Origin of the sequence: Isoptericola jiangsuensis (genome assembly GCF_048320105.1) — a bacterium.
Classification (GTDB): Bacteria; Actinomycetota; Actinomycetes; order Actinomycetales; family Cellulomonadaceae; genus Isoptericola; species Isoptericola jiangsuensis_A.
This window is the reverse complement of record NZ_CP182942.1, coordinates 1,469,690-1,491,645: the sequence shown is the minus strand read 5'-3', so window position 1 is coordinate 1,491,645 and position 21,956 is coordinate 1,469,690. Positions and strand designations below refer to the sequence as shown.

Here is a 21,956-nt window from a genome sequence, read left to right as displayed (position 1 = left end):
GTCAGCCCTTGGAACCGGTCAGGGCGACGGACTCGATGATCTGGCGCTGGAAGATCAGGAACACCGCGAGGATGGGCAGCAGCGACACGAACGACGCCGCCATGATGAGCGGGTAGTCGCGCTGGGTCGCGTACTGCACGTTCATGTTCGCGATGACGACCTGCAGCGTCTGCTTCTCGGGGGTGTTCAGGTACAGGATCGGCGCGAGGTAGTCGTTCCACACGGCCATGAACCACAGGATGAACTGGGCGGCGACCGCGGGACGGATGATCGGCATGATCATGCGCCAGAAGATCTGCCAGTAGGAGGCGCCGTCGATCTTGGCCGCCTCGATGAGCGAGTTCGGCACCGACTCGAGGTACTGGCGCAGGAAGAAGATCATGATGATGTTGCCGAAGATCGCCGGGACGATCAGGGGCAGCAGGGTGTCGACCCAGCCGATCCGCGCGAACATCACGAACTGCGGGATCATGATCGTCGGGAACGGGATCATGATGCCGCTGAGCAGCGCGATGAAGATGACGTTGCGGAACGGCAGCCGCATCTTCGCCAGCGAGAACGCGGCCAGCGAGCACGTGAACGTGCCGATGATCGTCACGGAGAAGGCGACGATCGCCGAATTCCGGAAGCCGGACAGGACGTAGGAGTCCTGCCACATCCGCACGTAGGTGTCCCACTGGGGCACCTCGGGGATCCACACCGGGGGCAGGGCGAAGACCTCGAGCTGGGTCTTCAGGGAGGTGGACACCATCCACAGCAGCGGGGCGATCATGAAGATCGCTCCGGCCGCCAGGATGATCCAGACGATCGTGTCGGCGATGCGCGAGCGCGTCGTGCGGCTGAGGTCCATGCGTGTCGTCAAGGTGCTCATGTCTGCTCCTGGGCCTCAGTCGATGACGAAGCTGCTGCGCTTGTTGAGGCTGAACTGGATGAGCGTGATGATGAGGATCATGACCCCCAGCACGATCGCCATGGCGGTCGCGTAGCCCATCTGCTGGTACTTGAAGGCCTGCTGCCAGATGTGGAACACCGCGGACGCCGTCGAGTACTCGGGGCCGCCCGTCGGGGTCATGATCTGGATCTCGGTGAAGATCATGGCGCCGGCGATGATGTTGGTGACCACGAGGAAGAACGTCACCGGCTGCACCATCGGCAGGGTGATGGCGCGGAACCGCTGCCAGGCGCCGGCGCCGTCGAGCGACGCGGCCTCGTAGAGGGACCGGGGGACGGACTGGATGGCCGCCAGGTACAGCAGCATCGAGTACCCGAGGCCCTTCCACACCGCCATCAGGATGATGGCGGGCTTGGCCCAGGTGGCGTCGGCCAGCCAGTTCGGGCCCTCGATGCCGAAGAACGACAGGAACTGGTTCACCAGGCCGAAGTCACCGTTGTAGGCCCACTGCCACAGGATCGCGATGGCGGCGAGCGAGCTGATGACCGGGATGTAGTAGATCGTGCGGAACGCGGACCGGCCGATCAGCCGACGGTTCATCGCGAGGGCCAGGGCGAGGGAGAGCGCGAGGCCGATCGGGATGCCGATCATGTAGAAGAACGTGTTGAACAGCGCGAGGTGGAACCGCTCGTCGCTGAGCAGGGCGACGTAGTTGTCGAGCCCGATGAACTGCATCGGCCCGAGCCCGTTCCACCGGGTGAACGACGCGAACAGCGCGTAGCCCGTGGGGTAGAGGACGAAGAGCAGGTATCCCAGGACGGGGGCCGCGACGAAGAGCAGCGCCCACCGGCGTTCGAGGCGGTGCAGCTTGGTCGACCCCCCGTCGGTGGGCGCCTGCTTGCGACGGGACGCCTTCTTGCGGGCGGCCGTCCCGAGCCCGACCGCGGCCGGGGTGGTGGCGGAGGTCATCGAAGACTCCTTCGTCCAGGTGGTACGGGGCCGGGGTGCGGCGGCCTGAGGCCAAGGCCGCACCCCGGCCGGTCTCGGGTGGCGTCAGCCGTTGTTCTGCGCCGCGGCCGCCTCGGCCTGGGCGTTCGACTCGTCCAGGAGGGACTGCATGCGGGGCTGGACCTCGGCGAGGTACTCCGCGGCGGGCTGGTCGCCGTCGACGACGGGCTGGATGTTCACCCAGAGCTCGTCGTACCACTGGGCGCCGTAGGTGAACGCGGCGGGCATGGCGCGGCCGTAGTCCTCGACGATGTCGAGGTACTCCTGGCGGTTGGCCGGCTGGGCGTCCGGAGCGGAGGCCCACTCCTGCGCGGTGTCGACACGGTTGGGGATCTGGATGTTGGCGTCGACCAGCGTCTGCTGGGCCTCCTCGTCCGTGGACAGGTAGGTCACCAGCTTGACGGCCTCCTCGGGCATGTCCGTGGTGGTGGAGACGCCGATGCCGAGCGAACCGACCCACGTGGCCGTCTCACCGGTGGAGCCCACGGGCCAGGGGATGACGTCGTAGTCGAAGTCGAGCTCGTTGTAGACGCTCAGGTCCCAGGGCGCGACGGGGAAGAAGCCGATCTCCCCGGCCATGAAACGCTGGTAGGTGTCCATCGTCTGCGCCTGCTCGGGGTTCGGCGTGACCTCGTGCTCGGTGGTGAGGTCGGTGAAGAACTGCAGGGCCTCGGCGAACTCGGGGGTGTCGACGGTGACCTGGGTCTTGTCCTCGTTGGTCCAGTCGCCGCCGTTGCTCCACACGAACGACTGCAGGTTCCACTGGACGTTGAGCCCGGTGCCCCACTGGTCGATCTCGCCGTCGCCGTCGGTGTCGGTGGTGAGCTCCTTGAGGATCGGCAGCCACTCGTCCCAGGTGAGGGGCTCGTCGACGTCGGGGAGCTCGATGCCGGCCTCCTCGAGCATGGTCTTGTTGTAGCCGAACCCGAACGGGCCGACGTCCTTGGGCAGGCCGTACAGGCGCCCCTCGGAGGTGCCCTGGAGGGTGCCGTCGTACCGGTAGGAGTCGACGCCGAACTCCCAGATGTTCTCCAGGTCCACGCCCTGCTCGGCCACCTGGTCGGTGATGTCCATGAGGATGCCGTTGTTGACGTACGACTGGAGGTTGGCCTGCTCGATGTAGAACACGTCGGGCACGGTGTTGCCGGCGATGGCGGCCTGCAGCTTGGTGGCGTACTGGTCGGCGTCGGTCACGATGACCTCGACGTCGACGCCGGTCTCCTCGGTGAAGCGGTCGATGGCGGCCTGGTAGGCGGCCTTCTCGTCCTCGCCGCCGCGGAACATGAAGGTGAGGCCTTCGGCCGAGTCGCCCCCGCCGCCGGTGCTGCAGGCGGCGGTGCTGGCGACGACGAGCCCGGCGACGGCACCGGCGATCAGGCGTGACTTCTTCATCACGAGGGTCCTCTCGGATTGAGCTGGGGCGAGGCCGCGGCGGCTGCGCCCCGGTCGCTTTACATCGATAGAAATCTACCGACGAGAGCAAGATTTACATGCTCCCTCATGTTCGGTCAAGTGGCGACGGTCACGGATGTACAACGATGCAGACCGGAGTGCGGAACGTGGTCGGGGCGCGACGCCGGCGGCTCGTGCGTCGCCGGGTCCGGCCGATGCCGCCAGGACCTGCACCCGTGGCGTGCCGGTTGACCGCGAGAGCGTCCAGCGGGGATGATCCAGCGATCTACATCGATGTACTAGGAACGGACGAGCGATGCAGCACTCCCGCACCCCCACGCCCCCCGCGACCCCGCCGATGGGGTGGAACTCCTGGGACAGCTACGGCACCACCGTCACCGAGGACGAGGTCCTCGCCAACGCCCGCTTCATGGCCGAGCACATGGCCCACGTCGGGTGGGACACCGTCGTCGTGGACGCCCAGTGGTTCGAGCCCACCGCGCGCGCCCACGGCTACAACGACGACGCCCCCCTGCTCTTCGACCACCGCGGGTTCCTCCAGCCCGTCCCCGCCCGCTTCCCCTCGGCCGCGGACGGCACGGGGTTCACCGGTCTGGCCGCAGCGGTCCACGACCTCGGGCTGACGTTCGGCATCCACCTCATGCGCGGCATCGCCCGCCGCGCGGTCGCCGCCGCGCTGCCCGTCCCCGGCACCGCCTGGACCACCGCCGACGTCGCGGACACCACCAGCACCTGCACCTGGAACGGCGACAACGTCGGTCTCGACCACTCCCACCCCGGCGCCCAGGTATGGCTCGACGCGATGATCGACCACGTCGTCGGGTGGGGCGTCGACTTCCTCAAGGTCGACGACATGCTCGCGCCGTACCACGCCGACGCCATCGAGGCGCTGGCGCTGGCCGTACGCCGTGCCGAGGACAAGCACGGCCGGAACGTGACCGTCTCGTTGTCACCCGGCACCCACCTGTCCGTCGCCCACCTGGAGCACCTGCGTGCCCACGCCGACATGTGGCGGGTCTCCGACGATCTCTGGGACCGCTGGGACGACGTCGTCGACCAGCTCGACCGCGCCGCCCGCTGGGCGCCGCACGCCGGACCGCACGGCTGGCCCGACGCCGACATGCTGCCGCTCGGCCGCATCGGTCTGCGCGCCGAGCGCGGCGAGCCCCGCGACGCGCTCCTGGGCACGCAGGAGCGTCGCACGATGCTCACGCTCTGGTGCCTCGCCCGATCACCCCTCATGGTCGGTGGCGACCTGCCGACCTCGGACCCGGGCACCATCGCCGACCTGACCCACCCCGGCGTGATCGACGTGCTGCGGCGCTCCGCCGGCGGAGCCGAGCTCGTCCGCGAGGGCGACACCGTCGTGTGGGGTGCGGCGACCGCCGACGGCACGACCCGCTGGGCTGCGGTGTTCAACACCGCCGACGAGACCCGGCGCATCGAGGTCCCCGCGGGCTCGACGGGCGTCGTCGGCCGGCCGGGCACCCTCACCGACGTGTGGTCGGGCGACGTGGTCGCCACCCGTCCCGCCGTGTCGACCACCGGCCACGACGTCGTCCTCGACCTCGACGTCCCTGCCCACGGCGTCCGCCTGCTGCGGCACGGGTCCGCCGGCGAGGCCGGCGCATGACCGCGCCCGGCGACGCCTCCGCCACGGACCCGGCGTCGACGGCGACGCCCGACGCCGAGGGGCGGTCCGAGGCGGCCACGCCGGGCGATGACGGCATCCCCGGCCGGACCGGGCGCCCGCGTCGCCCGCGTCGGACGGTGCTGATCGCCCTCGCCGCCCTCGCCGCGCTGCTCGTCGCGGTCGCCGTCGTCCTCGCCGTGACGCGCCCGTGGGAGTCCCGGCCCGAACCCCTCGCGCTGACCGGAGACCTCGCCACCCACGACCCCGCACTCGTCGTCGGCGACGAGGGCGAGCCCTGGTTCGTGTACTCCACCGGCGACCCCGCCCGCGGGCTCGGCGCACCGATGGTCCACCGTTCCGACGACGGCGGCACCACCTGGGAGCGCGTCGGCCCCGCCTGGGAGGCCGGCGAGGACCCGCAGTGGGTGCGTGACTCCATCGACGGCGTCGAGCACTACTGGGCGCCCGAGCTCGTCGAGCACGACGGCACCTGGTACCTCTACTACTCCGCCTCGACGTTCGGCTCCAACACCTCGGCGATCGGCCTCGCCACCGGCAGCACGATCGACCCGGCCGACCCCGACTACGGCTGGACCCACCAGGGTCCCGTCTGGCGCTCGCAGGCGGCCGAGACGTTCTACAACGCGATCGACCCCGGCGTGGTCGACGACACCGACGGCGACCCGTGGCTGTTCTTCGGGTCGTTCTGGGGCGGGATCCAGGTGGTCCCGCTGCAGTGGCCCACCGGCATGCCAGTCGACGACGCCGAGCCTGTCATGGTCGCCACCCGTGCCGGCGTGCCCGAGAACCAGATCGAGGCGCCGTACGTCACCGAGCACGACGGCTGGCACTACCTGTTCGTGTCGTGGGGCAGGTGCTGCTCCGGGGTGGACTCGACCTACGAGATCCGGGTCGGGCGGTCGCAGTCCGTGACCGGCCCGTACCTCGACGCGGACGGCAAGGACATGGCGCTCGGCGGCGGCACCCAGGTGCTCGCCACCGAGGGGTCGATGATCGGCCCGGGCGGGCAGTCCGTGTCGCGCGGTCACCTGGCGAACCACTTCTACGACGGCGACGACGGCGGGATGTTCCGCCTCGCGGTCCAGCGGCTCGGCTGGCAGGACGGCTGGCCGGTGGCCACCACCGAGGTGCCCGTGCCGTAGCGCCCCTCCGGTGTGGGATCGTGGGCGTCGTGCCGCCGACGACCCGCCCCGTCCTCGACGTCCGGACCCTGGGCGCGTCGCCGCAGCCCGTCCTGGACGTCCCGTCGGTCGCGGCGCGGCTGCGCCCCTGGACCACGGCGGACGCCCCCGCCGTCCGGGCCGTCTACGCCGACCCCGCGGTCGTGCGGTGGCACGCACGGACCCTGGGCTCCGACCTGGAGGCGAAGGCGCTCGTGGCGGGGTGGGTCGACGGGTGGACCTGGGGGTACGCCGAGTGGGCGGTGGTCGCCGCGGCCGACGACGCGCTGCTGGCCCGGGTGGCCGTCAAGGCGACCGACCCCGACGGCGTCGGCGACGTCGCCTACTGGGCGGCGCCGGCGGCCCGCGGTCGTGGCGTGGTCCCGGCCGCCGTCGGCGTGGCGTCCGCCTGGGCGTTCGACGTCGGGTACCACCGGCTGCAGCTGTCGCACTCGGTCGGGAACGCGCCGTCGTGCCGGGCCGCCGAGAAGTCCGGGTTCGTGCTGGAGGGCACCCGGCGGGAGTCCGAGCTGCACGCGGACGGCTGGCACGACATGCACCAGCACGTCCGGTTCGCCTGAGCCGGCAGGGCTGCGTCCGGCCGACCGCATCGGCTAGGATCGCCGTGTCGCGACTGGCGTACAGGTGGATCACCACCGGGGAGCGACACGCTGTGGACGAAGGGTCGGTCGCCTGGGCCCTCTCGCTCGATCAAGCACTGCCCAGAACGTCGCTCCCTCCAGGGCGACAACGATCGACCGCCGCCGACACAGCAGGAGACGCCCGATGAGCACTCCCGACCCCACCTTCAACGCGCCGCTGTCCGAGATCGACCCGGAGATCGCCGCGGTCCTCGACGGTGAGCTGGCCCGCCAGCGCGACACCCTCGAGATGATCGCGTCCGAGAACTTCGTGCCCCGCGCCGTCCTCCAGGCCCAGGGCTCGGTCCTCACCAACAAGTACGCCGAGGGCTACCCCGGCCGCCGCTACTACGGCGGCTGCGAGCAGGTCGACGTCGCGGAGAACCTCGCGATCGCCCGTGCCCGCGAGCTGTTCGGCGCCGAGTACGCCAACGTGCAGCCGCACTCCGGCGCCCAGGCGAACGCCGCCGTCCTGCACGCCCTGATCAACGCGGGCGACAAGATCCTCGGCCTCGAGCTGGCGCACGGCGGCCACCTCACGCACGGCATGAAGATCAACTTCTCCGGCAAGCTGTACGACGTCGGCGCCTACGGCGTGGACCCCGCCTCGCACCGCGTCGAGATGGACGAGGTCCGCAAGAAGGCGCTCGAGCACCGCCCCGACGTCATCATCGCCGGCTGGTCCGCATACCCGCGCCACCTCGACTTCGCCGCCTTCCGCGAGGTCGCCGACGAGGTCGGCGCCAAGCTGTGGGTCGACATGGCGCACTTCGCCGGTCTCGTGGCCGCGGGCCTGCACCCCTCCCCGGTGCCGCACGCCGACGTCGTCTCCTCCACGGTGCACAAGACCATCGGCGGCCCCCGCTCCGGGTTCATCCTGGCCAAGGACGAGTACGCCAAGAAGCTGAACTCCGCCGTCTTCCCGGGGCAGCAGGGCGGCCCGCTGATGCACGTCATCGCCGGCAAGGCGGTCGCGTTCAAGATCGCCGGCAGCGAGGCGTTCACGGAGCGCCAGGAGCGCACGCTGCGCGGCGCGCAGATCATCGCCGAGCGCCTGACCCACGCCGACGTCGCCGACACCGGCGTGTCCGTGCTCACCGGCGGCACCGACGTCCACCTCGTGCTCGTCGACCTGCGGAACTCCGCGATGGACGGCCAGCAGGCCGAGGACCTCCTGCACTCCGTGGGGATCACGGTCAACCGCAACGCGGTGCCGTTCGACCCGCGCCCGCCGCGCGTCACCTCCGGCCTGCGCATCGGCACGCCGGCGCTGGCCACGCGCGGCTTCGGGGACGCCGAGTTCACCGAGGTCGCGGACATCATCGCGGTCGCCCTGCGTGACGGCGCCGCGGCCGACGCCGACGCTCTGTCGGCGCGCGTGGCGAAGCTCACCGCGGACTTCCCGCTCTACCCGGGCCTGTCCCAGTAGCCCACCCGGCACACCCACCCGGCACACCCACCACCTCTGACGCCGAACATGCCGTGGCGGCCCGTCCCGCCCACGGGACGGGCCGCCACGGCATGTTCGGCCGTCACCACGGCATGTTCGACGCACAGGGAGTACTGATGACCGCACAGATCCTGGACGGCAAGGCCACGGCCGCGACGATCAAGGCCGAGCTGCGTGAGCGGGTGTCGGCGCTGCGCGAGCGCGGCGTCGTGCCCGGACTCGGCACCCTGCTCGTGGGGGCGGACCCGGGCTCGCAGTGGTACGTCGCGGGCAAGCACCGCGACTGCGCCGAGGTCGGCATCGAGTCCATCCGCGAGGACCTGCCCGCCGAGGCGACGCAGGACGACGTCGAGGCCGCCGTGCGGCGACTGAACGAGGACCCGGCCTGCACCGGGTTCATCGTCCAGCTCCCGCTGCCGAAGGGCATCGACACCAACCGGGTGCTCGAGCTCGTCGACCCCGCCAAGGACGCCGACGGCCTGCACCCCACGAACCTCGGCCGCCTCGTGCTGCGGGTCAACGAGCCGATCGACTCCCCGCTGCCGTGCACGCCCCGGGGGATCATCGACCTCATGCTGCGCCACGACGTCGACCTGCAGGGCAAGGAGGTCGTCGTGCTGGGCCGCGGCGTCACCGTGGGCCGTCCCATCGGCCTGCTGCTGACGCGCCGGGCGGTGAACGCCACCGTGACGCTCACGCACACCGGGACGCGCGACCTGCCGGACCTCGTGCGCCGCGCCGACGTCGTCGTCGCCGGTGCCGGGGTGAAGAACCTCGTGACCGCCGACATGGTCAAGCCCGGCGCCGTCCTCATCGACGTCGGAGTCTCGCGCGAGACCGACCCGGAGACCGGGAAGTCCCGCGTCGTCGGCGACATCGACCCCGCCGCGCGCGAGGTCGCGTCCTGGTACTCGCCCAACCCCGGCGGCGTCGGGCCCATGACGCGGGCGATGCTGCTCGCCAACGTGGTGGAGACCGCCGAGCGCGCGGTCACCGTCTGACCTCGTCCGTCCCGCCGGGGCCCGGGCCGTCGCCGTGGGTGCGACGGACCCGGGCTCTCCGCCATCATGGGCCCATGAACGCCAAGAGCCAGCGTGGGTGGACGAAGGATCCGAGCGAGCTGCTGCGGGTGGGGGAGGGGTTCCGGCTCGCGGACGTCGACCCGGACTCGAAACCGGGCTACGACGGCAGGAAGAAGGACGGCAGAGCCGACCGGCACGCCGGGGAGGAACAGCTCGACGAGCTCCAGGAGCGCCTGTACGCCCAGAGCCGCGAGGACCCGTCCGCGCCCGCCGTGCTGCTCGTGCTGCAGGCCATGGACTCGGCGGGCAAGGGCGGCATCGTGCGCCACGTCATCGGTTCCACCGACCCGCAGGGGATCCACCTCGCGGCGTTCAAGAAGCCGACGCCGGAAGAGCTCGAGCACGACTTCCTGTGGCGGATCGCCCGGGAGGTCCCCGAGGCCGGGTTCATCGGGGTCTTCGACCGGTCGCACTACGAGGACGTCCTCATCTCCAAGGTGCGCGAGCTGGCTCCGCCGGAGGAGATCGAGCGCCGGTACGACGCCATCAACGCGTTCGAGGCCGGGCTGGTCGCGCGGGGCGTACGCATCGTCAAGGTGATGCTGCACATCTCGCCCGAGGAGCAGAAGGCGCGGCTCGGCGAGCGGCTCGAGCGCCCCGACAAGCACTGGAAGTACAACCCGGGCGATGTCGACGAGCGGATGCTGTGGCCGCGGTACATGGAGGCGTTCCAGACGGTCTTCGACCGGACGTCGACCGCCGACGCGCCCTGGTACGTGGTGCCCGCGAACGCCAAGTGGTACGCGCGGCTGGCGGTGCAGGCGCTGCTGCTGGACGCCCTTGAGGAGATCGACCCGCGGTGGCCGGCCGCCACCTTCGACGTCGAGCAGGAGAAGGCGCGGCTCGCGGCGTCCTGACGGCGATGAGTTCGGGCGTCCGCCGTCGTCCTCACTGGTACGAGCCCGCCTCCGGCGCGGGCACCGTACCCGAGGAGGATGCGATGGTCACCGTCCGACCGCACCTGTGGTTCGCCGACGACAACGCCCACGAGGCGGCGCAGTTCTACGCCGAGCACGTTCCCGGCTCCCGCGTCGGGAACGTGCTCATCGCGCCCGACGGCGTGCCCGGCGCCACGGCGGGCACGCCGTTCATCGTGGAGTTCACCGTGTGCGGCACGGAGGTGGTCGGGCTCAACGCGGGAGACGCCCTGCGGCTCGACGAGGCGTTCAGCTTCTACCTGCTGGTCGACGGCCAGGACGAGGTCGACCACTACTGGGACCTGTTCACCGCCGACGGCGGCCGACCCGGGCCCTGCGGCTGGTGCAAGGACCGGTTCGGCGTGAGCTGGCAGGTGGTGCCGAAGCAGCTCGAGGAGCTGTGCGGTGACTACTCCACGCCGGCCAACCAGCGCACCATGCAGGCCATGCTGCAGATGGGCAGGATCGACGTCGCCGCGCTGGAGGCCGCGCACCGCGGCGACTGAGGTCGACGGGCCCCTCCCGAGGGCGGGGACGGAGGCCTGCGCCGATCGTGACCCGGGCCGATCGTGACCCGGGCCGATCGTGACCTGCGCCGCTGACGCTGTCGGCGGCGTGTGGTGGGATGTTCCGCGTGCTGACCGTCGCCACCGCCAACGTCAACGGGATCCGTGCCGCCGTCCGCCGCGGCATGGACGCCTGGATCGCCCACCGCACGCCCGACGTCCTGCTCCTGCAGGAGGTCCGCGCGCCCGACGCCCTGCTGCGCGAGCACTTCACGGGCTGGCACGTGGCGCACGCCGAGTGCGCCACGAAGGGACGCTCCGGCGTCGCCGTGGTGTCCCGGCTGCCGATCGTGGCGGAGCGCACGGGGCTGGCTGCCTTCGGGCCGGACGGCGAGGACGAGCCGGCCGTCGACACCGGACGGTGGCTCGAGGCGGACCTCGCGCTGCCCGACGGCGGGACGCTGACGGTGGTGTCCGCCTACCTGCACTCCGGGTCGGCGAACCCGGGCCAGGAACACACGATGACCGCGAAGTACGCCCATCTCGACCGTGTCTCGGCGCGTCTCGCCCAGCTCGTCGAGGGTGGACCGGCCCTGGTCGCCGGGGACGTCAACATCGCCCACCGCGAGGTCGACATCGCCAACTGGAAGGGCAACCTGAAGAGCGCCGGCTTCCTGCCCGCCGAGCGGGCCTACCTCGACCGGTGGTTCGACGCCGGCTGGACGGACCTGGGTCGTGCCCACGGCGGCGAGGGGCCGGGGCCGTACACGTGGTGGACCTGGCGCGGGCAGGCGTTCGACAACGACAAGGGCTGGCGCATCGACTACCAGCTCGCGAACCCGGGGCTCGCCGAGCGGGCCGTCAAGGTCGAGGTCGACCGGGCGCCGTCGTACGCGCAGCGGTGGAGCGACCACGCTCCGTTGGTGGCGTCGTACGACGTCTGAGCAGGCTCAGGTGAACGTGTGATGCACGCGACCGGTCGTGTTCATCTCCCGTTCATCTTCGGTCTGCAGGGGCGTCATCCGGCCCTGGTTGTGTCAGGGGTGCCATGACGTGCTGCGACCACCGCCGGTGGTCGCCCCACCCCTGACTGGAGCCCTCATGACCGACGTCCTGCCCCAGACGTCCGTCGCCTCGCCCGAGGCGCCGAGCACCACCCGCCGCCTCGTCAGCCCCTTCGAACGTCTGGGACTGACCGGCCGGGCGCTGAGCACGGCCAACTGGCTGGGCGTCGTCGGGGGCGTGTACGTCCTGATCACGGCCGTGGAGCTCATCGGCTCCGGCTTCAAGGCGGCCACGGGGGACTCCGCGGAGTCGCTGTTCGCCTTCGCGTCGAACCCGTTCGTGGCGCTCATGGTCGGTGTGCTCTTCACCGCGCTGGTGCAGTCCAGCTCGACGACGACGTCGGTGACGGTGGGGCTCGTCGCCGGCGGACTGCCGATCGAGATCGCGATCCCCATGCTCATGGGCGCGAACATCGGCACCACCCTGACCAACACGCTGGTGAGCCTGGGTGCCGTCCGCGACAGGGAGTCGTTCCGGCGGGCGTTCTCCGCCGCGACGGTCCACGACTTCTTCAACCTGGTCGCGGTGGCGATCTTCCTGCCCCTCGAGATGATGTTCGGCCTGCTGGAGAAGGCTTCCGGCTGGCTCGCCGGCTTCGCCTCCGGGTCGGACGGCGGGATCGTCGCCGCAGGGTTCGGCGCCCTCGGCTCGGTGGTCGACGCGGTCACGGAGCCGCTGGCCGACCTGCTCGACTCGGCGACCTCGTTCCTGCCGGGTGCCTGGCACGGCGTGGCCATGATCGTCCTGGGCATCGGTCTGATCCTGCTCGTCATCACCTGGCTGGGCATGCTGCTCAAGGTCCTGCTGGTGGGGCGCGCGGCGGACGTCCTGCACCGGTCGGTGGGTCGCGGCCCGGTGAGCGGCATGGCCAGCGGCGCCCTGGTGACGATGATGGTGCAGTCCAGCTCGACGACGACGAGCCTGATGATCCCGCTCGCCAGCTCGGGCACGTTCTCGCTGCGACAGGTCTACCCGTTCACCGTCGGTGCCAACATCGGCACCACGGTCACCGCGCTGATCGCGGCGTTCGCCTTCACGGGCGCGGAGGCGACGGTCGCGCTGCAGGCCGCCTTCGTCCACCTGCTGTTCAACATGTTCGCCGCCCTGGTGGTCTTCGGTCTGCCCGCGCTGCGCGAGGTCCCGCTGCGAGGAGCCGCCTGGCTCGGTCGCCTCGCCACCACCAACAAGATGTGGGCGGCCGCGTGGGTGCTCGGGGTGTTCATCGGCATCCCGCTCGTGCTCATCGGGATCACCGCGGCGCTGTGAGCCGCCGCCCCGCCCACGACGAGGGGCGTACGAGCGCAGGCAGACCGGAGGACGCGGCCGCCGTCGAGCGCGAGCTCGAGCGGATCGTCGCCGAGGCGGAGGTCAAGCTCGCCGAGGTGCGTCGCGAGCTCGCCGAGCGCCGGATGCACGAGGCGCAGCACGCCGAGATCGACCGTCTCGAGGAGCACCTCGCGAACGCGACGGTGCGGTGGAGCGAGGTGCGCGCCTTCTTCGACGAGGTGCTCGACCAGCTCCGTCACGGCACCACCGGACCTGGTGACGACGTCGTCCACGGGCCGTCCGACCTGCGGTAGGACCCGCCACAGGGGGTTCGCAGCACGCTAGGCTCCGGCGTCGAGCACCGCACCGACGCGAGGAGTCCCGTGGGTATCACCCGGTCGTACGTCTTTCCTGCCCTGCGCATCGTCATCTGGGCGGTGATCGCCGCGGCGCTGGTCAAGATCGCCTTCACGGGCACCGAGCTCGACCCGCCGGACGGCCTGCAGGCCACCGGTGAGGTCACCGAGTCGGTCGTCGAGGTCGGGAAGGGATCCGTGACAAACTCGGTCACGGTGCCGGCTGCGATCGTGGCGGACCCCGCCGTCGAGCTGCGGTCGACGGCCCTCGGACAGGTCTCCGAGATCATGATCGACGGCGGCGAGGTCGACAAGGGCGACGACATCCTCACGGTGCGCCTCGAGGAGCCCCGCGACCCGATCGTCACCGTCGACGACGAGACCGGCATCGAGACGGTCACGGAGCAGAGCCCGCGCGTGACGGTCACGACCGTGGAGGCCACGCGCGGCGGCACGCTCGACCTGACCGTCCTGGAGGACCAGGAGGTCTCGGTCGGCGAGGCCATCGGCACGATCGCGCCGGGCACCCTCTCCGCGCAGGGCACCCTGACGCCGGAACAGCAGTACCGGCTCATCGGGGCCTCGGACACCGCCGAGGTCACGCTCAAGGGCGGGCCGGCCCCCTTCACCTGCAAGAAGCTGAACGTCGGGGCCACGAGCGGTGGCGCGGTGACGGCGGACGAAGGCGGCGAGCCGGGCGGCACCGGCACGGTCTCGTGCCGCATCCCCCAGAAGGTGACGGCCTTCGCCGGGCAGGGCGCCGAGATCGTCATCGTCAACGGCGACGCCACCGACGTCGTCGTGGTGCCCACCACGGCCGTGCTGGGCACCACGCAGACCGGCACGGTGTGGGTCACGGCCCAGGACGGCGTCCCCGAGGAACGTGACATCGAGCTCGGTCTCACCGACGGGGCCCAGATCGAGGTGCTGTCGGGGCTCGCTGCCGGCGAGCAGATCCTCGAGTTCACCCCGGTCGAGGACGGCACCGAGGGCGGGAACGTCGACTGCGACGACCTGGGCGCCTACGACGAGGCGGCGATGTCGGGCGACATGGACGCGACGACGGCGTTCGAGGAGGCGTGCTTCGGATGACGGACGCGCTCGTCGAGCTCCAGGGGGTCACCCGCGACGTCCGCCTCCCGGACGGACGGACCCTGAACATCCTGCGCGGCGTCGACCTGACCGTCGCGCGCGGCGAGCACGTCGCGATCGTCGGTCGGTCCGGGACGGGCAAGTCCACCCTGCTCAACATCCTCGGCCTCCTGGACTCGCCCACGACCGGTGCCTACCTGCTGGCCGGGGCCCCGGTCGGGTCCCTGGGCGGGCGGGCGCGCGCCCGCCTGCGGGGCGACGAGTTCGGCTTCGTGTTCCAGCAGTTCAACCTGCTCGCCGGGCGGACGACGCTGGCGAACGTCGCCGCCCCGCTGCTGTACGCGCGGGGCAAGGAGTTCTGGACCCGCGCACGGCTCGCGGCACGCATGCTCGAAAGGGTGGGGCTCGGGGATCGGCTCGAGACCATGCCGGACAAGCTGTCGGGAGGCGAGCAGCAGCGCGTCGCGATCGCCCGGGCGCTGGTGCGGTCCCCGCAGGTCATCCTGGCCGACGAGCCGACCGGGGCGCTCGACGTCGAGACGGGGCGCGTCGTCATGGACCTGCTGGAGGAGGCGGCGACGTCGAGCGGTGCCGCACTGGTCACCATCACGCACGACCTCGCCGTCGCCGCCCGCGCGGACCGGCAGTTCCGGCTGGAGGGCGGTGTGCTGGCGCCGATCTCCCTCGGCGGGCTCGTGGGTGAGCACGCCGGGCTGGCGCTGCCCGTGCCCGCTGTCGAACCGCCGTCGGGCGCGCCGACGTCGGCCGGTCCCGCCGTCCGCGACCGTGGCCCGGATCCTGTGGAGGCGGTCGCATGACCGGGATCGTGGGAGCCGTCGTCGAGGCGTGGGACGAGCTGCGGATCCACAAGGTGCGGGTGCTGCTGGCGCTGATCGGCGTGGCCGCGGCGGTCACCGCGATCACGGGGATCACGGCGGCCGTGACGATGCTGAACCAGGCGATGACGGAGGACCGGGACCGGTACAACGGTCGGGACGCCACCCTGACGGCGTTCAGCATGGGCGCGGGCACCCCCGAGGGTGTGTCGGACGCCGCAGCCGTCGACGCCGTCGTCGACGACGTGGCCGCGCGGTACGGCATCACCTACTACAGCCCGGAGATCTGGGCGCAGCTCCGGGTGGACAGCGGCCCGGACGGGTCGGGCGGCACGGGCCTGGAGACCGTCGTCGTCGACCCGGCCCTCGGGGCCATCCAACGCATCGACATGGTCGAGGGACGGTGGTTCACCGAGCAGGACCCCGAGAGCCTCGCCCCTGTGCTGGTGGTCAACCAGGTGTTCCTGGACCAGTTCGCCGGCGGCGCCTCCGTCACGTCACGGCCGACGGTGACCCTGGAGGGCGCCACGCCCGTGACGGCGTCGGTCGTCGGCGTCGTCCCGCCGCAGTGGGAGAAGGAGGGGCCGCGCGCTTACCTGCTCTTCGACCACGCCGCCCGCTGGTTCCCGGACGGGCTGTCCGCGGACAGCTACAAGTTCTGGGTGCCGCCCCGGGCCGCCGACGAGCTCGCCGTGGTGCTGAGCCGCGACCTGGCCGCCGCGGGCGTCCCCTTCGACGTGCAGCAGCCCTGGGACGAGGGCTTCGCCCTGGACGGGGCGACGCGCTGGATCATCCTCGGGGTCGGCGGGTTCGCCCTGCTGCTGGGCGGGCTCGGTCTGCTCAACATCGCGCTGGTCACGGTGCGCTACCGCATCCGTGAGATCGGCATCCGCCGGTCCTTCGGCGCGACCGGTGGCCGGGTGTTCTTCGGGGTGCTCATGGAGTCCGTGGTGGCCACGGCCGTGGCCGGCGTGGTCGGCGTCGTGCTGGCGGTGCTCGTGGTGAGGAGCATCCCGGTCGAGGCGATCTTCGGGGCCGGGCTGCAGGACGTCCCACCGTTCCCGTTCAGCGCCGCAGCCGTCGGCATGGTCTGCGCGGTGGGGATCGGAGCGCTGGCGGGGCTCGTCCCGGCGATCTATGCCGTGAAGGTCCGCCCGATCGACGCGATCCGGTACTGACCGGACCTGGCTGTCCCGGCCTGCACCGACCGACCTGCACCGACAGGCCTGCACCGACAGGCCTGCACCGACCGACCTGCACCGACAGGCCTGCGCAGAAGGGCCCGGGCGCGGGTCGGTCGGGACGGCAGGTCAGCGGGCCGGTTCCGACGGCGGCGCGAGCAGGAACCCCGGCGCGGTGAGTCCGGCCTCGGTGAACGCGCCGTCGACGGCCGCGACGACGCCGTCGACGTCCGCGGAGCGCACCAGCGCGATGGCGGACCCCCCGAACCCGCCGCCCGTCATCCGGGCCCCCAGCGCGCCGGCGGCGAGCGCGGTGTCCACCACGAGGTCCAGCTCGCGGGCCGAGACCTCGTAGTCGTCCCGCAGCGATGCGTGGGAGTCGTTCATCAGCGGTCCCACCTCGGTGATGCGGCCCCGGCGCACCAGGTCGGCGAACCGTGCGGTCCGGTCGATCTCCGACACGACGTGCCGGACGCGGGCGCGCAGCACCTCGGCGTCGGGCTCGGCGTCGAGGCGGGCGAGCGCGTCGTCGAGGTCCTCGGGTGCGACGTCGCGCAGGGAGGCGACGCCGAGCACCTCCGCCGCGCGTTCGCACGAGGCGCGGCGCCGGGCGTACTGGCCGTCGACGAGGGCGTGCTCGGCACGGGTGTCCACGACGAGCAGCGTCAGCCCCGCCGCCGTCAGGTCGAACGGCACCGGGGTCGCGGACTCCAGCGGCGTCAGGCCGGGGCGGCAGTCCAGCAGCAGGGCGTGACCCGCGGTGCAGCGCAGCGACGCCGCCTGGTCCATCCCGCCGGTGGGTGCACCGGCGATCTCGTTCTCCGCGCGCACGCAGGCGCCGGCGAGCGCGGCCCGTCCGGCGTCGTCGTCGGCCAGGCCGAGGCCGGCGACGGCGTCGAGCGCCACGGCGACGGCGCACTCGAGCGCGGCGGAGGACGACAGGCCCGCGCCGAAGGGCACGCACGAGTCGACGACGGCGTCGAAGCCGGGGACGTCGTGGCCCGCCTCGCGCAGCGCCCACGCGACACCGGCGACGTAGGCGCCCCACCCCGTGGTCGCCCCCGGGGCGACGTCGGCCAGCCGTGTCTCCCAGGTCTGCCCGGGCGCCTGCGCGGACGCGAGGCGCACGACGTCGTCGGTGCGGGGACGCAGGGCGACCCAGGTGCGGTGGGGGAGCGCGACGGGCAGGGCGAGCCCCGCGTTGTAGTCGGTGTGCTCCCCGATGAGGTTCACCCGGCCGGGAGCCGACCAGGTGCCCACCTCACCGCCGTCGTCGCCGAAGGAGGCGGCGAAGAGGGTGCGGACGCGTGCTCCGCCGTCGTCGGCGGTCCAGGACTCGAGCCACTCGGGAGACGTCATGGCGACCAGTATGGACGACCTGTGCACGCTCCCTGGACCGCGTCCCGCCGAGCGGTCAGGAGGGCCCGGAGACGGGAGTGACCCCGAGCTGCATGCCCGCGAGGCCCCGGCGGACGCCGGCGAGGCGACGGGCCACGTCGCGCAGGACCTGCGCACCCGGGGACTCCGGGTCGGTGAGCACCACGGGCGTGCCGGTGTCCCCGCCCTCGCGCAGCGCGAGATCCAGGGGCACCTGGCCCAGCAGGGGGACGTCCCGCCCGACCGTGCCGCTCAGCCGCTCGGCGACCCTCGCGCCACCACCGGACCCGAAGAGCTCCAGACGGGTGCCGTCCGGCTGTTCCAGCCACGACATGTTCTCCACCACGCCCAGGAGCCCCTGCGACGTCTGGGTCGCGATCGACCCGGCACGCTCGGCGACCTCGGCGGCGGCCTCCTGCGGCGTCGTCACCACGAGGATCTCGCTGGAGGGCAGGAGCTGCGCCACCGAGATGGCGATGTCACCGGTGCCCGGCGGCAGGTCCAGCAGCAGCACGTCGAGGTCGCCCCAGAACACGTCCGCGAGGAACTGCTCGAGCGCGCGGTGCAGCATCGGGCCGCGCCACACCACCGCCTGGCCCGCCGGGACGAACATGCCGATCGAGACGACCTTGACGCCGTGGGCGATCGGCGGCAGGAGCATCGAGTCCACGCGGGTCGGCTGCCGGTCCACCCCGAGCATGCGGGGGATCGAGAAGCCGTAGATGTCGGCGTCGACCACGCCCACGTTCAGGCCCTCGGCCGCCATCGCGACCGCGAGGTTCGCCGTCACGCTCGACTTGCCCACCCCGCCCTTGCCGGACGCCACCGCGAACACCTTCGTCAGGGAGCCCGGCTGGGCGAACGGGATGACCGGGTCGCCGCTGCCGCCACGCAGGCGCGAGCGCAGCGAGGCGCGCTGCTCCGGCGTCATGACCCCGAGCTCCACGTGCGCCGACGCCACACCCTCCACCGCCTCGGTCGCGGCCGTGACGTCGGCGACGAGCGTGCCCTTCATCGGGCACCCCGCCACCGTCAGGTCGATGCCGACGGTCACCCGGGCGCCGCCCTCGGCGTCCTCGGCGTCCTCGATGTCGACGGAACGGACCATGTCCAGCTCGGTGATGGGGCGGCGGATCTCGGGGTCGGCGACGGTCGCGAGCGCGGCGCGCACACGTCCGTCGAGGCCCTCGGTGACGGTGCTCATGCCTCGATCCTACGAGCGCGTCCTCCCGGCCCGGTGCCACGACCGGGTGCGCAGGTTCCCGACGCCCTCAGTCGTCCGCCGCAGCCGGCCGGGTACGGTCCGGCTCGCGCTCGTCGAGCTCCTCGAGGAGGTTGCGGATCTCCGAGCGCACGAAGTCGCGCGTGGCGACCTCGCCGAGTGCCAGCCGCAGCGCCGCCATCTCCCGCGCCAGGTACTCCGTGTCGGCGAGGTTGCGCTCGGCGCGCTGGCGGTCCTGCTCGGCGGTGACACGGTCCCGGTCGTCCTGGCGGTTCTGCGCCAGCAGGATCAGCGGGGCCGCATAGCTCGCCTGCAGCGACAGCATCAGGGTCAGGGCCGTGAAGCCGTTCGCCGCCGAGTCGAACCGCAGGTCCACCGGACCCCACGAGTTCCACACCAGCCAGACCAGGCAGAACACCGTGAGGTAGATGAGGAACCGCGGGGTGCCGAGGAACCGGGCGATGCCCTCCGTCGCCTTGCCCACGGCGTCCTGGTCCATGCGCGGACGGGGGATGAAGGTGCGCCTGGCCTCCTTCGGCTGGTCGAGACGGTCAGCCACGGGGCACCTCCTGCAGGTCCTCGTCCAGGTGCTCGCGCCAGTCGTCCGGGAGGATGTGGTCCAGGACGTCGTCCACCGACACGGCGCCCAGCAGCCGCTTCTCGGCGTCCAGCACGGGCAGCGCCAGCAGGTCGTAGGCGGCCAGCATCCGCGTCAACCGGCCCACCGGGGCGTCCGGCGTGAGCGAGCCCGAGTCGGTGTCCAGCACGGTCCCCACCGCCGCGTGCGGCGCCTCGCGCAGCAGCCGCTGGAAGTGCGCCACACCGAGGAACCGGCCGGTGGGGGTCTCCAGGGGCGGCCGGACCACGAACACCATCGACGCCAGCGCCGGCGGGAGGTCCTGCTTGCGGATCTGCGCCAGCGCCGTCGCGATCGTCGTCTCCGGGCCGAGGATCACGGGCTCGGTCGTCATCAGGCCGCCGGCGGTGTTCTCGTCGTAGGTGAGCAGCCGGCGCACGTCCTCCGCCTCGTCGGGCTCCATGAGCTCCAGCAGGCGGGCCGCCTGGTCCTCGGGGAGCTCGTGCAGCAGGTCGGCGGCGTCGTCGGGCTGCATCGCCTCGAGCACGTCCGCCGCCCGTCCGACCTCGAGGCGCGACAGGATCGCGACCTGGTCGTCCTCCGGCAGCTCCTCGAGCACGTCGGCGAGCCGCTCGTCGTCCAGGGCGGACGCCACTTCCTGACGCCGGGCGTCGCCGAGCTCGTGCAGCGCGTCGGCGAGGTCCGCCGGGCGCATCCCGTCGTACGCCTCGAGCAGCTTGGCGGCGCCCTGCTCCACGGTGGCCCCCGCGAGTCCCGACACGCTCTCGACGGGGACGACGAGCGTCTCCCCGCGACGACGCAACGACAAGCCTCGGGACGGTTGCCCGCGCCGGACGAACAGCTGGTCGACCATCCAGTCGCCGCTGCGCTGGCGCGTGATCGACAGGTCCTCCACCGTGACCTCGCCGCTGCCGTCCGTGAACCGCACCCGACGGTCCAGCAGCTCGCCGAGGACCAGCGACTCCGGTGGACGCTGCTCGAACCGGCGCATGTTCAGCAGGCCGGTGGAGATCACCTGACCGGCGTCGATGCTGGTCACGCGGGTCAACGGCAGGAAGACCCGCCGTCGGCCCGGCACCTCGACGACCAGGCCGACCGCCCGGGGCGCCCCCTGGGCGCGCACCAGGACGACGACGTCACGCACCCGGCCCACCTCGTCCCCGATCGGGTCGAACACCTGGGTGCCGGCGAGGCGTGCCACGAACACTCTGCTTGCCGCGCTCACGCCGTCAGCCTACGCGCGCAGACGGCATCGTTCCTGGTCGCCGTGCGATCGGTCGCGCGGCGGCGCCGCACCGGTCGTGGTGGTGGCGCCGCGACGGTTGGTACAGACTGTGCCCATGAGCTTCTCGCGCCCGAACCCCGTGCCCCGGGTCCCCACGCTGCCGCAGGGTGACGAGGTCGCCGCCTACGAGAGCTACCTGGAGGCGCAGAAGGCGGTGGACTACCTCTCGGACGAGAAGTTCCCCGTGCAGCACGTGACGATCGTGGGCACCGACCTGCGGATGGTGGAGCGGGTCACCGGGCGGCTCACGTACGGTCGCGTGGCGCTGGCCGGAGCACTGTCGGGCGCCTGGTTCGGGTTCTTCGTCGGCCTGCTGCTCACGCTGTTCGCCGGCGGCGAGACCACCGTGCTGCTCGTGGCGCTGGCGCTCGGTGCCGGGTTCGGCCTGATGTTCTCCGTGCTGTCCTACGCCTTCACCGGTGGTCGCCGCGACTTCACGTCGCAGTCCCAGATCGTCGCCTCGACCTATGCCCTGCTGTGCGCCTCCGAGCACGCCGGCGAGGCGCGGCGGATGCTCGCGGCCTCCCCGTCGGGGGTGGGCAAGCAGCGCCGGCCCGCGACGTCCACGGCGCCCTCCGGCCCGTCGGCGCCCTCGAACCCCTCGAACCCCTCGAACCCCTCGGCCCCCTCGGCTCCCGACCCGCGGTGGACGATGCCCGACGGCGCGCCCCGCTACGGCGCGATGCGGCCCGGCGCGGGTGGCGCTGCCGGTTCCGGTGCTGGTGGGGCGGGCACGCCGTCGGACTCCGGGACCTCCGGCTCGTCGACGTCGTCCGTCGCGGGTGGCGAGGGAGAGTCGCACCCGCAGCCGCCGTCCTCCGGCCCGGTGCCTCCGAGCACCGACGACGGGGCCGTCCCGCCCGCCGTCCCCGGCAGCACGACACCGCCGCCCGACGGCGACGACGACCCCTGGGCCCCGCCGCCCACCCGGTAGCCGCAGTCCTCGGCCCCGCCG

21 protein-coding genes, 1 pseudogene and 1 riboswitch are annotated in these 21,956 nt (G+C 72.2%); of the genes and pseudogenes, 14 read left to right on the top strand and 8 right to left on the bottom strand.

The window, feature by feature from the left end:
- Position 1: 1 nt before the first annotated feature.
- The 3 genes from ACNHYB_RS07040 to ACNHYB_RS07030 all read right to left on the bottom strand — a co-directional run bounded on the left by ACNHYB_RS07040 (position 2) and on the right by ACNHYB_RS07030 (position 3,292).
- Positions 2-871, bottom strand: a complete 870-nt coding sequence (locus ACNHYB_RS07040; RefSeq protein WP_418277716.1) for a carbohydrate ABC transporter permease — start codon at positions 869-871, stop codon at positions 2-4.
- Between the two features lie 15 nt (positions 872-886).
- Positions 887-1,861 (bottom strand): carbohydrate ABC transporter permease, encoded by a 975-nt coding sequence (locus tag ACNHYB_RS07035; protein ID WP_418277715.1) that lies wholly within the window; start codon positions 1,859-1,861, stop codon positions 887-889.
- An 84-nt stretch (positions 1,862-1,945) separates the two neighbouring features.
- Positions 1,946-3,292, bottom strand: a complete 1,347-nt coding sequence (locus ACNHYB_RS07030; protein WP_418277714.1) for an ABC transporter substrate-binding protein — start codon at positions 3,290-3,292, stop codon at positions 1,946-1,948.
- A gap of 316 nt (positions 3,293-3,608) precedes the next feature.
- On the opposite strand from ACNHYB_RS07030, the gene ACNHYB_RS07025 reads away from it, so the two are divergent.
- The 12 genes and pseudogenes from ACNHYB_RS07025 to ACNHYB_RS06970 form a co-directional block, all read left to right on the top strand.
- Positions 3,609-4,946 carry a glycoside hydrolase family 27 protein gene (locus ACNHYB_RS07025; protein ID WP_418277713.1) on the top strand — a complete coding sequence of 446 codons (1,338 nt, stop codon included), beginning with the start codon at positions 3,609-3,611 and terminating at the stop codon, positions 4,944-4,946.
- Positions 4,943-6,109 (top strand): arabinan endo-1,5-alpha-L-arabinosidase, encoded by a 1,167-nt coding sequence (locus ACNHYB_RS07020; protein ID WP_418277711.1) that lies wholly within the window; start codon positions 4,943-4,945, stop codon positions 6,107-6,109. The genes ACNHYB_RS07025 and ACNHYB_RS07020 overlap by 4 nt, the downstream gene beginning before the upstream one ends.
- A gap of 29 nt (positions 6,110-6,138) precedes the next feature.
- Positions 6,139-6,708 (top strand): GNAT family N-acetyltransferase, encoded by a 570-nt coding sequence (locus ACNHYB_RS07015; protein ID WP_418277710.1) that lies wholly within the window; start codon positions 6,139-6,141, stop codon positions 6,706-6,708.
- Positions 6,709-6,747: 39 nt separating this feature from the next.
- A riboswitch (ZMP/ZTP riboswitch) is annotated at positions 6,748-6,833 on the top strand.
- An 80-nt stretch (positions 6,834-6,913) separates the two neighbouring features.
- Positions 6,914-8,197, top strand: a complete 1,284-nt coding sequence (gene glyA, locus ACNHYB_RS07010; RefSeq protein ID WP_418277709.1) for a serine hydroxymethyltransferase — start codon at positions 6,914-6,916, stop codon at positions 8,195-8,197.
- A gap of 137 nt (positions 8,198-8,334) precedes the next feature.
- Positions 8,335-9,219, top strand: coding sequence for a bifunctional methylenetetrahydrofolate dehydrogenase/methenyltetrahydrofolate cyclohydrolase (locus ACNHYB_RS07005; protein WP_418277708.1), 885 nt, complete (start codon positions 8,335-8,337; stop codon positions 9,217-9,219).
- Between the two features lie 74 nt (positions 9,220-9,293).
- Positions 9,294-10,157, top strand: a complete 864-nt coding sequence (locus tag ACNHYB_RS07000) for a PPK2 family polyphosphate kinase (protein ID WP_418277706.1) — start codon at positions 9,294-9,296, stop codon at positions 10,155-10,157.
- Positions 10,158-10,240: 83 nt separating this feature from the next.
- Positions 10,241-10,723 (top strand): VOC family protein, encoded by a 483-nt coding sequence (locus ACNHYB_RS06995; protein WP_418277705.1) that lies wholly within the window; start codon positions 10,241-10,243, stop codon positions 10,721-10,723.
- 128 nt (positions 10,724-10,851) lie between these two features.
- Entirely contained in the window at positions 10,852-11,667 is an 816-nt protein-coding gene (locus tag ACNHYB_RS06990; protein ID WP_418277704.1) for an exodeoxyribonuclease III, read from the top strand.
- A gap of 157 nt (positions 11,668-11,824) precedes the next feature.
- Positions 11,825-13,054, top strand: a complete 1,230-nt coding sequence (locus tag ACNHYB_RS06985) for a Na/Pi symporter (protein WP_418277703.1) — start codon at positions 11,825-11,827, stop codon at positions 13,052-13,054.
- Complete coding sequence (locus ACNHYB_RS06980; protein WP_418277702.1) at positions 13,051-13,368, top strand: hypothetical protein; 318 nt, start codon at positions 13,051-13,053, stop codon at positions 13,366-13,368. Before ACNHYB_RS06985 ends, ACNHYB_RS06980 begins: the two co-directional genes overlap by 4 nt.
- Before the next feature lie 69 nt (positions 13,369-13,437).
- Positions 13,438-14,502, top strand: a complete 1,065-nt coding sequence (locus tag ACNHYB_RS06975) for a secretion protein HlyD (protein WP_418277701.1) — start codon at positions 13,438-13,440, stop codon at positions 14,500-14,502.
- Positions 14,499-15,179 (top strand): annotated as a pseudogene (locus ACNHYB_RS06970) (ABC transporter ATP-binding protein); the annotation flags it as partial. The gene ACNHYB_RS06975 and the pseudogene ACNHYB_RS06970, both read left to right, overlap by 4 nt.
- On the opposite strand, the gene ACNHYB_RS06965 reads toward ACNHYB_RS06970, so the two are convergent.
- Positions 15,109-15,435 (bottom strand): hypothetical protein, encoded by a 327-nt coding sequence (locus ACNHYB_RS06965; RefSeq protein WP_418278008.1) that lies wholly within the window; start codon positions 15,433-15,435, stop codon positions 15,109-15,111. The pseudogene ACNHYB_RS06970 and the gene ACNHYB_RS06965 sit on opposite strands and share 71 nt — an antisense overlap.
- Between ACNHYB_RS06965 and ACNHYB_RS06960 the strand changes: the two genes are divergently transcribed.
- Positions 15,317-16,516: an ABC transporter permease gene (locus ACNHYB_RS06960; RefSeq protein WP_418277700.1), complete on the top strand. Its 1,200-nt coding sequence runs from the start codon at positions 15,317-15,319 to the stop codon at positions 16,514-16,516. The two genes, ACNHYB_RS06965 and ACNHYB_RS06960, sit on opposite strands and share 119 nt — an antisense overlap.
- A 132-nt stretch (positions 16,517-16,648) precedes the next feature.
- On the opposite strand, the gene galK is transcribed toward ACNHYB_RS06960, so the two are convergent.
- The 4 genes from galK to ACNHYB_RS06940 form a co-directional block, all read right to left on the bottom strand.
- The gene (galK, locus tag ACNHYB_RS06955; protein WP_418277699.1) at positions 16,649-17,878 is read right to left on the bottom strand and encodes a galactokinase; all 1,230 of its coding nucleotides are present in this window, start codon (positions 17,876-17,878) and stop codon (positions 16,649-16,651) included.
- Between the two features lie 55 nt (positions 17,879-17,933).
- Positions 17,934-19,100, bottom strand: coding sequence for an Mrp/NBP35 family ATP-binding protein (locus ACNHYB_RS06950; protein WP_418277698.1), 1,167 nt, complete (start codon positions 19,098-19,100; stop codon positions 17,934-17,936).
- Between the two features lie 67 nt (positions 19,101-19,167).
- Positions 19,168-19,677, bottom strand: coding sequence for a DUF1003 domain-containing protein (locus tag ACNHYB_RS06945; RefSeq protein ID WP_418277697.1), 510 nt, complete (start codon positions 19,675-19,677; stop codon positions 19,168-19,170).
- The gene (locus ACNHYB_RS06940; RefSeq protein ID WP_418277696.1) at positions 19,670-20,941 is read right to left on the bottom strand and encodes a magnesium transporter MgtE N-terminal domain-containing protein; all 1,272 of its coding nucleotides are present in this window, start codon (positions 20,939-20,941) and stop codon (positions 19,670-19,672) included. The genes ACNHYB_RS06945 and ACNHYB_RS06940 overlap by 8 nt, the downstream gene beginning before the upstream one ends.
- A 115-nt stretch (positions 20,942-21,056) precedes the next feature.
- On the opposite strand from ACNHYB_RS06940, the gene ACNHYB_RS06935 reads away from it, so the two are divergent.
- Positions 21,057-21,935: a general stress protein gene (locus tag ACNHYB_RS06935; protein ID WP_418277695.1), complete on the top strand. Its 879-nt coding sequence runs from the start codon at positions 21,057-21,059 to the stop codon at positions 21,933-21,935.
- The last annotated feature ends 21 nt before the right edge of the window (positions 21,936-21,956 follow it).

Bases quoted from the DNA above. Each gene is read 5' to 3' on its own strand.
- ACNHYB_RS07000 (WP_418277706.1), top strand. From the start codon at position 9,294: ATGAACGCCAAGAGCCAGCGTGGGTGGACGAAGGATCCGAGCGAGCTG.
- ACNHYB_RS07025 (WP_418277713.1), top strand. From the start codon at position 3,609: ATGCAGCACTCCCGCACCCCCACGCCCCCCGCGACCCCGCCGATGGGG.
- ACNHYB_RS07035 (WP_418277715.1), bottom strand. From the start codon at position 1,861: ATGACCTCCGCCACCACCCCGGCCGCGGTCGGGCTCGGGACGGCCGCC.
- ACNHYB_RS06985 (WP_418277703.1), top strand. From the start codon at position 11,825: ATGACCGACGTCCTGCCCCAGACGTCCGTCGCCTCGCCCGAGGCGCCG.
- ACNHYB_RS06935 (WP_418277695.1), top strand. From the start codon at position 21,057: ATGAGCTTCTCGCGCCCGAACCCCGTGCCCCGGGTCCCCACGCTGCCG.
- galK (WP_418277699.1), bottom strand. From the start codon at position 17,878: ATGACGTCTCCCGAGTGGCTCGAGTCCTGGACCGCCGACGACGGCGGA.
- ACNHYB_RS06950 (WP_418277698.1), bottom strand. From the start codon at position 19,100: ATGAGCACCGTCACCGAGGGCCTCGACGGACGTGTGCGCGCCGCGCTC.
- ACNHYB_RS06960 (WP_418277700.1), top strand. From the start codon at position 15,317: ATGACCGGGATCGTGGGAGCCGTCGTCGAGGCGTGGGACGAGCTGCGG.
- glyA (WP_418277709.1), top strand. From the start codon at position 6,914: ATGAGCACTCCCGACCCCACCTTCAACGCGCCGCTGTCCGAGATCGAC.
- ACNHYB_RS06995 (WP_418277705.1), top strand. From the start codon at position 10,241: ATGGTCACCGTCCGACCGCACCTGTGGTTCGCCGACGACAACGCCCAC.
- ACNHYB_RS07005 (WP_418277708.1), top strand. From the start codon at position 8,335: ATGACCGCACAGATCCTGGACGGCAAGGCCACGGCCGCGACGATCAAG.
- ACNHYB_RS07020 (WP_418277711.1), top strand. From the start codon at position 4,943: ATGACCGCGCCCGGCGACGCCTCCGCCACGGACCCGGCGTCGACGGCG.
- ACNHYB_RS07030 (WP_418277714.1), bottom strand. From the start codon at position 3,292: ATGAAGAAGTCACGCCTGATCGCCGGTGCCGTCGCCGGGCTCGTCGTC.
- ACNHYB_RS07040 (WP_418277716.1), bottom strand. From the start codon at position 871: ATGAGCACCTTGACGACACGCATGGACCTCAGCCGCACGACGCGCTCG.